The organism is Streptomyces sp. NPDC050997, from assembly GCF_040660135.1.
Lineage (GTDB): Bacteria > Actinomycetota > Actinomycetes > Streptomycetales > Streptomycetaceae > Streptomyces.
In genome coordinates this window covers 118,619-131,950 of sequence record NZ_JBFAGK010000013.1, presented here as the reverse complement: position 1 = coordinate 131,950, position 13,332 = coordinate 118,619, and the positions used below count along the sequence as shown (strand labels likewise).

The following is a 13,332-nucleotide window of genomic DNA, read 5'->3' as shown; positions in this document are numbered from 1 at the left end:
AGCCCGGGTATCACCAAACGGGGCAGACGACGGGGCGTCAGCTGCCGTGGGTGAACGAGGGGTTGTGTTGGTATGGCTTGCTGGTACGAAGGGCCCCTGGCCGCTTTCGACACGGAGACGACGGGCGTGGACGTCGAGACCGACCGGATCGTGTCGGCCGCCGTCGTCGTCCAGGACGGACCGGGCACCCGGCCGCGGGTGACCCGATGGCTGGTGAACCCGGGCGTCACGGTGCCGCCCGGGGCCACGGAGGTGCACGGACTGACGGAGGAGCATCTGCAGCGCAACGGGCGCTGGCCCGCTCCGGTGATGTACGAGATAGCGGAGGTTCTCGCCGAACAGGCCCTGGTGGGCCGCCCGTTGGTGGTGATGAACGCGCCCTTCGATCTGACGATCCTGGACCGGGAGTTGCGCCGGCACCGGGCCTCGTCCCTGGATCGCTGGTTCGAGTCGTCGCCCCTGCTGGTGCTCGACCCCCGGGTCCTCGACAAGCATCTGGACCGCTACCGCAAGGGCCGGCGCACCCTCACCGACCTGTGCGCGCACTACGACGTCTCGCTGGAGGGCGCGCACGACGCGGGCGCCGACGCGCTGGCCGCGCTGGATGTCGTACGGGCCGTCGGGCGCCGGTTCGCGGCGCGGCTGGAGCGGCTGAGCGCGGCCGAACTGCACACGCTCCAGGCGGTGTGGCACGCGGCGCAGGCCCGGGGCCTGCAGGCGTGGTTCGCCCGCAGCGGCACGGAGGAGACGGTGGACCCGGCGTGGCCGCTGCGTCCGGACCTGCCGGCGGCGGCATGAAGAAGGCCGGTCCGCCTCAGGCGGACCGGCCTTTCCCGGTGGGCGATACTGGGTTCGAACCAGTGACCTCTTCGGTGTGAACGAAGCGCTCTCCCACTGAGCTAATCGCCCGGGAACGCACTGAACAATACAGGTCCCCGCGGGTTTCGTTCAAACCGTTCCCAGGTAGCCGACCAGACCACGCCGCCCGGCCCGCATCATCAGCCAGTGGTTGGCACGGAACACCGGCCGTCCCGGTACGGCGAACCGCCTGAGCAGCGGCTTGTTGACGTCGACCACCTGCTCGTAGCGGGCCAGACTGCCCATGCCGTCCGCGCTGATCGTCCAGCGGGCCCGGCCGTCGATGTCGCCGGACATGGCGATCTCCAGGATCCCGGCCGCCTGATCACGACGCACCTCACGGGCGGTGAAGGTCATGTCGTACGGCAGGAGGGAACGGATCGTGATCACTCCGGTCGCCCCGTCGATCCGGTTCACCTCGCGCACCTGGTGCCACCAGCGGGGATAGTCCTCGGCTCGCTCCAGTACGTCGTACACGGCGGCGGGGCCGGCGGGCAGCGACCACCGGCTGCGGAAGTGGTAACGGGTCCAGTCCATGAGCGGATCCTGCCCGCGGGCGGGCCCGGTGAGGCGTATATGAGTACGACTTGAGTACGCGCACTCATGCCGTACGACGTGACGCGCAACACACTCGATGGCATGACGCCCATCCCGCCACCCGCCGAGGAGCTGCGGCTCCTCGACACCGAGCTGTGGCAACTGGACGCCCGCCGGGCCCAGTTGCTGTCACGTCGCGCCTGGCTGGTAGCCATCCTGCAGAAGCCGCAGGCCCAGGCCCAGGCCAAGGCCCAGGGGACGCCGACATCGGCGACCCCACCCCGTCCGGAGACCTCCGCACCCGGCGTGCAGAACCTTCTCCTCCTGCTCGGCGGTGTCCTGCTCACCATCGCGGCGATGGTGTTCACCCTGGTCAGCTGGGGGCATCTGGGGATCGCCGGTCGGGCCCTGGTGCTGGGCACCGTCACGCTGGCCGCGCTCGCCGTGCCGGCGGTGCTGCTGAGGCGGGGGCTGCGCTCGACGGCCGAGTCGGTGGCGGGCCTAGGGCTCGCGCTGACGGTTCTGGACGCCTACGCCCTGCACGAGGCCGCCCTCGCGGGAACCGACGGCACCGGGTACGCGGCGATCGCGTCGGCCGTACTGGCGGGAGTGTGGGCCGCGTACGGCCTGTCGCCGGCCACGGCGGCACTGCACATGCCCCTCCCGACCGCCCTGGCCGCGGCCCAGCTTCCGCTGCTGCTCTGGGCGATCGCGGCGGACGCGGGTCCGTACGGCATCACGGCCGCACTGCTGGTGACGGCCGGGGGCGACACCCTGGTGGCGCTCCGGACGAGCTCCCGGTCCGTGCGGGTCGTCGCCGCCGTCGGCGCGTACGGCTCGGGCGCCTGGGGGGTGTTGGCCGCCGGTTGGCTGTCCTGGACCGCCACCGGCCCGAGCGCCGTCGCCCGTGCGGCGGCGCTCCTCCTCCTCGCGGCCGCGATCGCGCTGGGCGCGGCCTGGTGGAGCCAGAGCGCGAAGCGGACCGTCGGTCTCACCGTCACCTCGGGGCTGCTCATGGTCGGCGCGTTCGGCGGTGTGCTGCGCCCCGCGCTGCCCGAGGCGTGGACGGTGCCGGCCCATCTGGCGTGCGGGATCGCCCTGTTGGCCGTGATGCGGTCCGGGCGACTGCCGGACGCGGTGCGGCACGGCTTCGTCTGGGCCTCCGGCGCCGTACAGGCACTCGCCGTGCTGTGGACGCTGCCCGTCCTCGCCGTCACGCTGTTGGGGCCGGTCGGCCGGGTGGCCCACACGTGGACCGGCGCTCCCTCGGACGCCCGGGCCGCGGCGTCCGTCGACGTGCCCTGGCCGCCGCACGCGGTGACGGTCCCCGTCGTCCTCCTGGCCGTGGCGGGCGTGCTGGTCCTGGTGGTCCGGGACACGACCTGGCGGCCACGGGCCCTGGCCGGTGCGCTGGGGTTGCTCTGGGCCACGGCCGCGACCCTTCCGGCGGTCCTCGAACTTCCTTACGTGGCAGGCCTGTCGGTCCTTGGGTGCACGGTCGCCGCGACCCTCGCGGCGGCGGGATCCGTACACCGGGCGACACCGCTGCGGCAGGACACGGCGGCGAGCGGCCCGCCCTCGACCGCGCCCGAAGGGACACCGTCACCTGCCACGGACTCGCCTGTACAGCCCGCTTCCGCTCGGATCACCGCCACCCTCCTCACCCTGGTCGCCTCGCTCGACCTCGCCTTCCTCTCCCTCGCCACGCAGACCGCGACGCTGGTCGTGCTGGCCGCCCTGACCGCGCTGTTCGCGGCCGCCTCCTGGCTACCTCGCCTCGCCCCGGTCACCGCGCCGGCCGCCCTCGCGTACGCCGCCGCACTGGCCTGCGCGACCGGCGCCGCCGCGCACTGGACGCCGGCGCACACCGCCCTGCTGGTCCTCGCGGTGCCCGCGGTCGCCGCGCTGCTCGCGGCGCGACTCGGCGGCTCCCCGGCGACCGTTCCGGTCGAGGTGGCGGGCGCCGCCACCGGGCTGCTCGCCGTGGCCCTCGCCCGCACCGAACTGCCCCTGCTCGCCCTGGTCCTGGCCCTGTGCGCAGTGATCACGGCAGGCACGGCCGTACGACCGGACCGTCGCCCCCTCGGTTACGCGGCCACCGCCCTCTTCGTGCTCGCCACCTGGGTCCGCCTGGCCTCCTGGGACGTCGGGACCCCCGAGGCGTACACGCTCCCGGTCACCGTCCCCGCGCTGCTCGTGGGCGCGCTGCGCCGGCACCGCGATCCGCGGGCCTCGTCCTGGACGGCGTACGGCCCCGGACTCGCCGCCACTCTACTCCCGAGCCTGGTCGCGGCCTGGGGCGACGTATCCTGGACGCGCCCCCTGCTGCTCGGCGCGGTGGCTCTGCTGATCACCCTGCTGGGCGCCCGGCACCATCTCCAGGCACCGCTCGTGCTCGGCGGCTCGGTACTCGCCCTGGTCGCCCTGCACGAGCTCGCCCCGTACCTCGTGCAGGTGACCGGGCTGCTCCCCCGCTGGGTACCCCCCGCCCTCGCCGGCCTGCTGCTGCTCGCACTCGGGGCGACATACGAGCAGCGCATCCGGGACGTCCGACGGGTGCGGGAGGTGCTGGGGAGGATGAGCTAGGGCCGGCTAGGGCATCTTGTCGCCCAGCAGTGCCAGGTTCTCGATGGCGGCGAGGCCGTAGAGCGCGGTGTCGTTCGTGGCCACCCACGTGGCCTCGCTGCCCGGCACCAGCGCGGCCGGGCCGCTCAGCTCCTCCGTCTTCCAGGGCGCCGACTCCTTGTAGCCGTCGGAGTCGTAGAACTTCTCCCACGCCCGCTTGGCGAGCTGCGCGTCACCGGTCCGGACGGCGGTGTACGCGTCGAGTCGCGAGTGGCCCTGGAACAGCAGCAACGAGCCGAAGTTGGTGCCGTAGCGTGCGGCCTGTTCCGCCTTGGTGGCGTTGAAGAAGCGGCAGTAGTCGAAGTAGGCCTCGTTGAACTTCGGCATGTCGACGAGGTCGATGAGTTCGGCGCACAGTTCGTTGAGGCCGAAGACGGCGGACAGGTGCGAGACGCTGACGACCGGTGCCGAGGCGATCGCGAACTTGCCCGTGTCCAGGTCGTACAGGCCACTGCCCTGCACGAAGCCGTTGGGTTGGGCGGCGATGGTCTCCATCGTCGACAGCACGCGCGCCTTGGCCTTCTCCCACTTGGGGCCCTTGCGCTCCCACTCGGTCAGCCAGGCGGACACCAGACCGCTCCAGTCCGTGCCGAAGCCGATCGACAGGGCGTGCCGGTCGGGCGTGTACGGCTCGGTGCGGATCTTGCGGATGGGGTCGAGGACGAGGAACGTCTCGTCGGAGTCGACGTTGGCGTGCATGAGGTCGCCGACGCGTTCGTCGGCGGTGAGGAAGTAGTAGTAGCGCCGGTAGGTGGTGTTGGCGATCCGTTGCTGCTTGGCGCTGTCGGCGTAGTGCTGCACGCCGTGCCGGGTGCCGAGGCCGGCCCACTCGCCCAGGTGGTACACGTCGACCTCACCGGTGTGCCGGGTCATCGCCTCGGCGAACCGGAAGATGTCCGACCGCCCGGAGCGGATGTACGCGAACCAGAGCCACAGGTCGGGCGACAGCTCCGAGTTGTCCCAGGCGTAGCCGCCGATGTCGTACCGCCACTGGTGCCGGACCGTGTCGTAGGTGTGCATGATGTCGCCGTAGTCCCAGAAGCCGTACCAACGGCGTTGCCGCACCTGGTCCTTGTAGTAGGTGAAGAGGAAGTCGAGATGGTCCTCGATCTTCGCCTTGGCGGGCGTCGAGCGGTCCGGCTCGGAGTACAGTCCCGGGCCGAAGACCTTGGCCTTGATCAGCTGCTTGGGCGGGGCGGCCAGCTGCGGCAACACCCTTACGGCCTCGACCTGTTCGGCGAGTGTCTCGGCGGTCGGCGTGGACTCGTTGGCCCAGAAGAGGAGTTCGGAGGTGCGGGCGATGCCGTAGGGCGTGCCGAACTCGGGCTCGTAGTCCTCGTAGGTGATGTTGAGGCCTTCGAGCTGCTCGGCGTACGTGTCCTGGTCCATGCCGTCGTGGTAGAAGCGCAGGTCCATGGGCTGCGCCTCGGGCGACCAGAGCCAGAGGGTGACCTCGGCCTCGTCGGTCTGCGCGTCGCGGATGTCGAGCTGCGCGGGGAACTTCTCCCAGAAGTCCCGCAGGCCGAACGAGAACCCGCCGCTCGCACCGCCGACGTACCCGAAGCCGGAGGCCCGCTTGCCACCGCCGGCGCCGATCCAGCCGTGCCCCTTCTTGGTGCGCTTGCGCAGGGTGAAGCCGTCGGCGGAGAGCTGGGAGAGGGTGTAGTCGCCCCACTCGGGGATGTACTGGAGCCGCGTGGTGACCCGCTGGTCCCAGGTGGCGGGGTCGGGCAGCTTCTCGCCCGCGTACTGGGCCGCCTGGACGGCGGCGCCGGGGTCGCGGCGCAGTCCGGTGATGCCCTTGACGGCCTCGCGCAGCAGTCCGGTGCCGTCGCCGCCGATGCGGATGTGACGGTCGTACGACTGGTCGCGCATCGGCACGGTGAAGCGCACGCCGAGACCGCGGATGAAGTCACCGCTCGCCTTGCCCGGCTCCTGCGTGCCGTCGAAGGTGATGGTGTGCACCATGCGGAAGGAGTCGGCGCCCGCGTAGAAGTAGAGGCGGATCGAGAACGGCAGCCAACTCCGGTCGCCCTTGCGGTGCTTGCCGTCGATGCGGACGACCGCGCGGACCGGGCCGTCCTGCTCGACGGTGACCGACGCGATGGCCCCCTCGAAGCGCTCGGTCTTCACCGAGCCCTGGTCCTCGTCCTCGATCTCGGGCTGCCGGATCAGGACGAGCCGGCCGTTCTTGGCGATCTCCGTCGAGCCACGGGTGACCGACTTGATCAGCGTGGCACCGGACTTGCCGATCTTCGCGGTGATGACCCCGGTGGAGACCGTGATCGTGCCGCCGCTCCTGTCGACGGTGACCTTCTTGCTCGGAGTGGATGGGACACCGGCGTCGAGGGTGAGCTTGCCGGTGCCGGAACTCAGCGCGTGCGCTGTCCACTTGAGCGAGCCGTCCGGCCAGTAGGCGATCGGCCAGGACTGCACGGGCACGGCCTTGCCGTCCGCGTCGGTCACCGCGAACTTCTGGTCCTGCTGGTACACGCCCTTCGGCCAGGGGACGCCGACGGTGGAGCCGGGTGCGGCGCCCAGGCCGCCGTCCTCCAGCCAGTCGAGGGTCACCGGGTCGTCGTCGGCGCCCGCCGCTCTCGGCGCGGCCTGCGCGTCCTTCGCTCCTAGGGCCCAGCTGAACTGGGCGGCGGCGCCGGCCACGGCGGCCGCCTTGAGGAGGGACCTGCGGGGAATGGGGGACATGACCTTTCCTTTCCGTGCGGGATGCGAGGGAGTAGTCAGGGGCATGACAGAGAGAGGTACGGCGCCCTGGGCGCCGACCTGATGAGAGGGCACCGCCCGTCAGCGGTGCCGGTAGCGCTCCTCCACGGCGACGGCGGCCGCCGCCACGGCCCCCAGGACGGGGACCGCCAGCGGGGCGATGAACCAGGCCGAACACACCACGACCGCCAGCCCGGCGACGAGCAGGAAGGATCCGGCGGGGTCGAGCACGGTACGGCGACCCGCCCCCGCCAGCAGAACCCGCCACGCCGCACCCGGCGTCCAGAGCGCGGCCGCGCGCAGCCCGGCCACGGCGAGCCCGATCAGCGCGAGGACACCGACGGCCCCGACGAGCGGCCCGCCGGGAATCCCGGCCCGCGCGGCCTGGACGTCCACCCAGACCGCGGCGGCCGCCGCCCAGCCGGCCAGCCCGGCGACCCATCCGCCGCGCACCGCGGCCCGGAAGTCGGCGACGAACTCCCGCCACCCGCCGACCCCATGGGCGGTACGGCGGCGCAGGTGCCGCGCCCCGGCGGCGAAAGCGGCCGGGTAGGTGACCACCCCCAGGCAGGCCACCGCGATCCACACTCCGGTGAGCAGACACTCGGCGAACACGGCGAACCGCTCGGCGAGGACGGACTCCCCGCGCGGGGCCTTTGCCTTGACGTGCGCCTCGGCCATGCCTGCTCAGCCCTTCAGCCCGGAGGTCGCCATGCCGTCGATCAGATAGCGCTGGAAGGCGAGGAAGAACGCCAGCACCGGCAGCAGCGCGACCAGTGACATGGCGATCATGCCGCCGTAGTCGGCCACGCCCTCCTGGTCCACGAACATCTTCAGACCGAGGGAGACGGTGTACTTGTCGGGCTCGTTGAGGTAGATCAACGGCCCCATGAAGTCGTTCCAGGAGTTGATGAAGGTGAAGATCGCGCTGGTGATCAGGGCCGGCCGGCACAGCGGCAGCACGATCGACCAGTAGATGCGCAGGTGCCCGCAGCCGTCGAGGCGGGCCGCCTCGTCCAGTTCCTTGGGCAGATTGCGCATGAACTGCATCATCAGGAAGACGAAGAACGCCTCCGTGGCCAGGTACTTCCCGAGCAGCAGCGGGGTGAAGCTGTTGATCATGTTCATGTTGCGGAACAGCACGTACTGCGGGATCAGCAGCACGTGGTAGGGCAACAGGAGCGTGCCGATCATCAGCGTGAACAGCAGATTGCGGCCCGCGAACCTGATCTTCGCGAAGGCGTACGCGGTCAGCGAGCAGGACAGCAGGATCCCGACCACGGAACCGATCGCGAGGGTCAGCGAGTTGAGGAAGAACGTGGAGATCGAGATGTCCGCGATGCCCTCGGTCAGCCGTGAGTAGTTCGCGGTGGTCGGGGAGCCCGGGAAGAGGTCCAGGCTGCCGACGATGTCCTCGCTCTTCTTCAGGGAGCCGCCGATGACCCAGGTCACCGGGTAGAGGATCACCGCGAGGATGGCGAGGGACCCGAAGTGCCAGGCGAGGGAGCCGGGAAGCCTGCGCCGCAGGGCCCCCGCCCTGGTGGACGGGGCCGGCGCGATGCCGGTGGCCGATGGGGGTGCCCCCGGGTCGAGCGAAGTCGAGAGATTGGGGGAGCTCATCAGGCGCCTTCCTCGTAGTGCACCCAGCGCTTCTGGGACCAGAACAGCACCGCCGTCACCAGGGCGACCGCGACGAGCAGCATCCAGGCCATGGCGGAGGCCAGACCCATCCGGCTGTTCTCGAAGCCCTGGACGTAGAGGTAGCAGGTGTAGACCATCGAGCCGTCCGCGGGACCGCAGGCGTTGCCCCCCGCGCCGCCGCCGACGATGTACGCCGAGCTGAAGATCTGGAAGGAGTGGATCGTCTCCAGCAGGACGTTGAAGAAGAGGACCGGGGAGATCATCGGCAGCGTGATGTTCCAGAACCGCCGCAGCTTGCCCGCCCCGTCGACCTCGGCCGCCTCGTACAGCTCGCGCGGGACCTGCTTGAGACCGGCCAGGAAGATGACCATGGGGGCGCCGAACTGCCAGACGGTGAGCGCCACCAGGCTGTAGATGATCATCTCCGGGTCGCCGGTCCAGCCGCCGACATCGATCCCGAAGATCTTCTGCGTACGGTCGACGATCGCGTCGTCCGAGAAGATCGCCTTCCAGACGATCGCCACCGAGACACTCGCCCCGATCAGCGAGGGCGCGTAGAAGGCCGCCCGGTAGAAGGCCTGTCCGCGCCGCTTCTGTGCGAGCAGCAGCGCCACTCCGAGGGCGAGCAGCAACTTGAGCGGCGTACCGACGACGACATACCAGAGCGTCACCTTCACCGAGTGGCGCCAGCGAGGATCGCCGAACATCTCGGAGAAGTTGTCGAGCCCGATCCACTTCGGCGCGTCGAACAGGTTGTAGTCGGTGAACGCGAAGTAGAGCGAGGCGACCATCGGGCCCGCTGTCAGCAGCAGGAACCCGGCGATCCACGGGGACATGAAGAGATAGCCGGCCAGGTTCTCCCGGCGGCCCCGCCGCTTGAGTGCGGCAGGGCGCGCGGAGTTCACCGGACCGTGCCGCGGCTCGGAGTCCTTGGACAGGCCCTCCATCGCAGGGGCGTGTGTCACGGTGGTTCCCATCAGGCGGAGAGAGCCGTCTTCGACTCGGTGAAGAACTGCTTGACGGCCTCGTCCACCGAGCGCGTGCCCAACCCGAGTTCCTCTGCGATGCGCAGGAAGGCGCTCTCGCAGATGTCGGCGCCGTTCGGGTGCGGGGTGATGGGCTCCAGCACACCCGACGCGACCAGGGACTCCTCGTAGGCGGCGATCGACTTGTTGACCTCGTCGGTCGGCTTGAACGCGTCGTACTGGGCCTGCGTCGCGGGCACACCCCGGTCGTATCCCATGATCTTGGCGACCTCGGGGTCGTGCACCATGAAGTCGATGAACTGGGCGACTTCCTTCGGGTGCTGGGTTCTCTTGGAGGCGCTGAGCATGAGGGAGCCGAGATACTGGCCGGTCTTCTTGCCGTCCGTGGTCGGGATGGGCGCCAGACCGTATTCGCTCTTGCCCTCGGAGGTGTAGCGGACGGTAAAGTTGTCCCAGGTGAACTCCCCGCCGGCGAGTTCCGCGGCGACCGCCGACTTGGGCTTGACCTGGGCGACCTTCTTGGGGTCGGCGAACTCGCCCTCCTCGACGCCCTTCTTGGCCTTCGTCCACCAGTCCGTAAGATCGGCCTCGGTGAAGCCGAGCCCTTCCTCGGTGAAGAACGCCTTGCCGTTCTGGCGCAGGTAGAGGTCGTACAGGTACATGACGCCGTACATCCCGCTGTCGCCGGCGCGCCCGGACTTGTCCCGGATCCTCTTCATCGCCGCGTCGAAGTCGTCCCAGGTCCAGCCCTGCTCCGGCTTCACCCCCGCCTTGGTGTAGACGGGCTTGTCGATCACCAGGGCCATCGAGTTCGAACCGACGGGAACGCCGAGCAGCTTGCCGTCGACCTCTCCGAACTTGTCCAGACCGGCCCGGAAGCCGTCCATGGAGAGGTTGCCCGACTTCACCTGCGTACTGAGATCGAGCAGCACGTTCTTGGCGTCGTATTTCCGAAGAAATCCGATGGCGTTCTGGAAAACGTCCGGCGGATTGCCACCGGAGGCCTGGGTGTTGAACTTCTTCCAGAAGTCGAGATAAGGCTGGAAGTCCGTTTTCACCTTGATCTTCGGGTACTTCTTCTCGAAGAGCGCGATGGTCTTGTTGATGCGCTGGGCTCGGTCGTCGGCACCCCACCATGCGTAACGGATCGTCACCGTCCCGTCCGCGGACGTCCCGCTGTCTCCCCCGCACCCCGTGGTCGCGGCCAGGCCCAGCGTGGCCGCCGTGGCCCCCGCGGCCTTGAGGATCGTTCGCCTCTCAACACTCCTGCTGGTTCCCACAGTCGGGCCCTCCCCGCAGCGTCGTTGCCGCCTGCATGAATCGTTTCAAGTAAGCGCTTGCTGGCACAAGCTACGGAGGGCCTCGGAGTGCGTCAATGATTCGGACAGGAATTTCTCGCGGCCCGGCACGGCGAGTTGACGCCTTGCTGACCCCGCATCCGACACGAAGGGCGACGATGCCGCAGGTGAGGCGCGCGCGATCGACGGGCCGAACGCGAACTGACCGCCGGTGTATGGATGTTGATGGGCTGGAACTCACCCATGGCCGCGAGTCTTGCCCGGGGTGCGGCACTCTCGCCCGGACCGCGTAACTCGCTCAAGGCGCGAACTCGCCCGGACCGCGGAATCCGTCCGGACCGCGGGACCGGCTCGGGGTGCGGTGGCCCTCGCTCGACGGGCGCACGGACGACGGGCACGCGGACGACGGGCACGCGAACCACGACGGGCCGTCCGCTCTGCCACAGCCCGGCGCACGAACGACGACGGCCCGCCTGCTCTGTCGCAGACGGGCCGTCGTACCCAGGTGGGCGATACTGGGTTCGAACCAGTGACCTCTTCGGTGTGAACGAAGCGCTCTCCCACTGAGCTAATCGCCCGGGCGCAGGGAGAACATTACCCCATGTCAGGGGGCGCGGGTGACTCGCACGAGCCGGCCCGAGGACCCCCCTCGCGGATCACTGGTCCTTGATCTTCCAGGGCATCTCGAAGCCGAACTTCCACAGGTACACGCCGACCAGGGCGCCGATGATCACCAGGCCGATCGACGTCAGGATGATGTTGCGTCGGCGCACCGCGGGATCCAGCGCCCGGTGGGCCGCCTCGGTGACCTTGCGCTTGGTCCAGCGAAGCACCAGCTGGGCCCAGACGAACTCGGTCGCCCAGATCGCCATGCCGCCGAAGATCACCACCCAGCCCGGTCCGGGCAACGGCAGCATGATGACGCCGAGGACCACGACCGCGAGCCCGAGGATGAAGATCCCGACCTGCCAGCTCAGGTGCAGCATGCGGCGCGCCTTGACGAATTCGGGCGCCTTGGAGCCGAGCCCCTGCTCGCTCGTCGCCCCGTCCGATTTCGCCCCGTCCGCCTTCGTCTCGTCCCCGGCCACGGCAACCTCGCCCGGCTCGTCACTCCCCGTATTCATACGGCCAAACCCTACCGGACGGAAACCTGTCACCGGAATGGTCGTACCGTGCGAACTGGCGATCGGCCGGAAGAGTTACGTAAAGGCACGCAAAACACCCAGAGGGGTTTACAACGGCACCGTAGGTGGCATGTCGATTTCGCCGACGTGCGAATCCCCGAGCGCACACTGAGCGAAAGGCCCTGGCGCTTATGAACACCACGGTCAGCTGCGAGCTGCACCTGCGCCTCGTTGTGTCGAGCGAGTCCTCCCTGCCTGTCCCCGCAGGCCTGCGGTACGACACGGCCGACCCCTACGCCGTGCACGCCACCTTCCACACCGGAGCCGAGGAAACCGTCGAGTGGGTGTTCGCCCGCGACCTTCTCGCGGAGGGCCTCCACCGGCCCACCGGAACCGGCGACGTCCGCGTCTGGCCGTCACGCAGTCACGGCCAGGGCGTCGTCTGCATCGCTCTGAGCTCTCCGGAGGGCGAAGCCCTGCTGGAGGCCCCGGCGCGGGCCCTGGAGTCCTTCCTGAAGCGCACCGACGCCGCCGTGCCGCCCGGCACGGAACACCGGCACTTCGATCTCGATCAGGAGCTCTCGCACATCCTGGCGGAGAGCTAGGCGAGAACGCACAGAGCCGCCCGGCGCCGTCCACTCGGGGAGACGGCTCGGGCGAAAACAACCGCATAGGGCAGGCCCCGGCGCCGTCACCGCGGATCCTCGCGGGGCGGCGCCGGTGTGCGTGCGTCCGCGTCCCGGGGCGCCCGGGCCCCAGGGCCCCGGTGGCAGTCCGTCGGCACCGGCGATCGGCCGGCGCCGGAAAAGGGAAGATAGTCACTCTCCGTGTGAGCCGTTACCATCGGTCAGCATCGGCGGGCGAGCGCCCGACCCCCAGGCCAGGGAGCAAAACGTGCTGATCACCCACGACACCCGGTGCGCCCTCGACACCGTGGTGGATCTGGTCAACACAGCGCCGGAGGACGACACGACACCGGACGGCCTTCGGGATGTCCCGGCCCTGGCGGATTTCGTAGGAAACCACGACATCAGCGATGTCGGGGTGCTCTCCGAGTTCGATCTCTCCGCGGTACGCAGGATCCGCGGCCGATTCGCATCGGTCTTCGCCGCTCCGGACGCCCGGGCCGCCGCCAGCCTGATCAACGAGCTGGTCGCCGGGGCGGGCACCACCCCACGCCTCACGGACCACGACGGCTACGACTGGCATGTGCACTACTTCGCGCCCGGCGCCTCCGTCGCCGACCACCTGGCGGCGGACTGCGGGATGGCGCTGGCGTTCTTCGTGGTGGCCGGCGAGCAGGAGCGGCTGCGCCGCTGCGAGGCACCCGACTGCCGACGCGCCTTCGTGGACCTCTCCCGGAACCGCTCGCGGCGCTACTGCGACAGCCGCACCTGCGGAAACCGGCTGCATGTGGCCGCCTACCGGGCGCGCCGCAAGGAAGCGGCGGGCTGACCCCGGACGGCACGACGGCCAGAGACGGCCCTGGACGACGCGACGTGATACGACGCGACACGACACGACGGTGTCGACGCGGTTCCC

At 69.9% G+C, this 13,332-nt stretch carries 11 protein-coding genes and 2 tRNA genes; 4 read left to right on the top strand and 9 right to left on the bottom strand.

Annotation, left to right across the window (positions count from 1 at the left end; translation table 11 throughout):
* Nucleotides 1-72 precede the first annotated feature (72 nt).
* Nucleotides 73-798, top strand: coding sequence for a 3'-5' exonuclease (locus AB0H86_RS27665; RefSeq protein ID WP_362444224.1), 726 nt, complete (start codon nucleotides 73-75; stop codon nucleotides 796-798).
* A gap of 39 nt (nucleotides 799-837) precedes the next feature.
* Here AB0H86_RS27665 and AB0H86_RS27660 read toward each other — a convergent pair.
* Both AB0H86_RS27660 and AB0H86_RS27655 read right to left on the bottom strand, forming a co-directional pair.
* Nucleotides 838-909, bottom strand: a tRNA-Val gene (locus AB0H86_RS27660).
* 39 nt (nucleotides 910-948) lie between these two features.
* Complete coding sequence (locus AB0H86_RS27655) at nucleotides 949-1,395, bottom strand: SRPBCC family protein (RefSeq protein ID WP_362444223.1); 447 nt, start codon at nucleotides 1,393-1,395, stop codon at nucleotides 949-951.
* A gap of 102 nt (nucleotides 1,396-1,497) precedes the next feature.
* Between AB0H86_RS27655 and AB0H86_RS27650 the strand changes: the two genes are divergently transcribed.
* Nucleotides 1,498-3,981, top strand: a complete 2,484-nt coding sequence (locus AB0H86_RS27650) for a hypothetical protein (protein WP_362444220.1) — start codon at nucleotides 1,498-1,500, stop codon at nucleotides 3,979-3,981.
* A 6-nt stretch (nucleotides 3,982-3,987) separates the two neighbouring features.
* Here the strand turns inward: AB0H86_RS27650 and AB0H86_RS27645 are convergent, their stop codons facing one another.
* The 7 genes from AB0H86_RS27645 to AB0H86_RS27615 form a co-directional block, all read right to left on the bottom strand.
* Nucleotides 3,988-6,723, bottom strand: coding sequence for a Tat pathway signal sequence domain protein (locus tag AB0H86_RS27645; RefSeq protein ID WP_362444217.1), 2,736 nt, complete (start codon nucleotides 6,721-6,723; stop codon nucleotides 3,988-3,990).
* A gap of 99 nt (nucleotides 6,724-6,822) precedes the next feature.
* Complete coding sequence (locus tag AB0H86_RS27640) at nucleotides 6,823-7,422, bottom strand: hypothetical protein (RefSeq protein WP_362444214.1); 600 nt, start codon at nucleotides 7,420-7,422, stop codon at nucleotides 6,823-6,825.
* 6 nt (nucleotides 7,423-7,428) lie between these two features.
* The gene (locus AB0H86_RS27635; protein WP_362444211.1) at nucleotides 7,429-8,361 is read right to left on the bottom strand and encodes a carbohydrate ABC transporter permease; all 933 of its coding nucleotides are present in this window, start codon (nucleotides 8,359-8,361) and stop codon (nucleotides 7,429-7,431) included.
* Nucleotides 8,361-9,359 (bottom strand): sugar ABC transporter permease, encoded by a 999-nt coding sequence (locus tag AB0H86_RS27630; protein ID WP_362444208.1) that lies wholly within the window; start codon nucleotides 9,357-9,359, stop codon nucleotides 8,361-8,363. The genes AB0H86_RS27635 and AB0H86_RS27630 overlap by 1 nt, the downstream gene beginning before the upstream one ends.
* Entirely contained in the window at nucleotides 9,359-10,648 is a 1,290-nt protein-coding gene (locus tag AB0H86_RS27625; RefSeq protein WP_362444205.1) for an extracellular solute-binding protein, read from the bottom strand. Before AB0H86_RS27625 ends, AB0H86_RS27630 begins: the two co-directional genes overlap by 1 nt.
* Before the next feature lie 524 nt (nucleotides 10,649-11,172).
* Nucleotides 11,173-11,244 (bottom strand) — tRNA-Val (locus AB0H86_RS27620).
* A 78-nt stretch (nucleotides 11,245-11,322) separates the two neighbouring features.
* A complete protein-coding gene (locus AB0H86_RS27615) occupies nucleotides 11,323-11,790 on the bottom strand; it encodes a TIGR02611 family protein (RefSeq protein WP_362444202.1) in 468 nt (155 codons plus the stop codon).
* A gap of 191 nt (nucleotides 11,791-11,981) precedes the next feature.
* On the opposite strand from AB0H86_RS27615, the gene AB0H86_RS27610 reads away from it, so the two are divergent.
* Both AB0H86_RS27610 and AB0H86_RS27605 read left to right on the top strand, forming a co-directional pair.
* On the top strand, nucleotides 11,982-12,395 hold the full coding sequence (locus AB0H86_RS27610) for an SsgA family sporulation/cell division regulator (protein ID WP_004002642.1): 414 nt from the start codon (nucleotides 11,982-11,984) through the stop codon (nucleotides 12,393-12,395).
* Between the two features lie 289 nt (nucleotides 12,396-12,684).
* On the top strand, nucleotides 12,685-13,245 hold the full coding sequence (locus AB0H86_RS27605) for a CGNR zinc finger domain-containing protein (protein ID WP_362444199.1): 561 nt from the start codon (nucleotides 12,685-12,687) through the stop codon (nucleotides 13,243-13,245).
* The last annotated feature ends 87 nt before the right edge of the window (nucleotides 13,246-13,332 follow it).

What these genes read in the sequence shown, in the direction of transcription:
- AB0H86_RS27665 (WP_362444224.1), top strand. Translation starts at nt 73, where the DNA reads ATGGCTTGCTGGTACGAAGGGCCCCTGGCCGCTTTCGACACGGAGACG.
- AB0H86_RS27655 (WP_362444223.1), bottom strand. Translation starts at nt 1,395, where the DNA reads ATGGACTGGACCCGTTACCACTTCCGCAGCCGGTGGTCGCTGCCCGCC.
- AB0H86_RS27650 (WP_362444220.1), top strand. Translation starts at nt 1,498, where the DNA reads ATGACGCCCATCCCGCCACCCGCCGAGGAGCTGCGGCTCCTCGACACC.
- AB0H86_RS27645 (WP_362444217.1), bottom strand. Translation starts at nt 6,723, where the DNA reads ATGTCCCCCATTCCCCGCAGGTCCCTCCTCAAGGCGGCCGCCGTGGCC.
- AB0H86_RS27640 (WP_362444214.1), bottom strand. Translation starts at nt 7,422, where the DNA reads ATGGCCGAGGCGCACGTCAAGGCAAAGGCCCCGCGCGGGGAGTCCGTC.
- AB0H86_RS27635 (WP_362444211.1), bottom strand. Translation starts at nt 8,361, where the DNA reads ATGAGCTCCCCCAATCTCTCGACTTCGCTCGACCCGGGGGCACCCCCA.
- AB0H86_RS27630 (WP_362444208.1), bottom strand. Translation starts at nt 9,359, where the DNA reads ATGGGAACCACCGTGACACACGCCCCTGCGATGGAGGGCCTGTCCAAG.
- AB0H86_RS27615 (WP_362444202.1), bottom strand. Translation starts at nt 11,790, where the DNA reads ATGAATACGGGGAGTGACGAGCCGGGCGAGGTTGCCGTGGCCGGGGAC.
- AB0H86_RS27610 (WP_004002642.1), top strand. Translation starts at nt 11,982, where the DNA reads ATGAACACCACGGTCAGCTGCGAGCTGCACCTGCGCCTCGTTGTGTCG.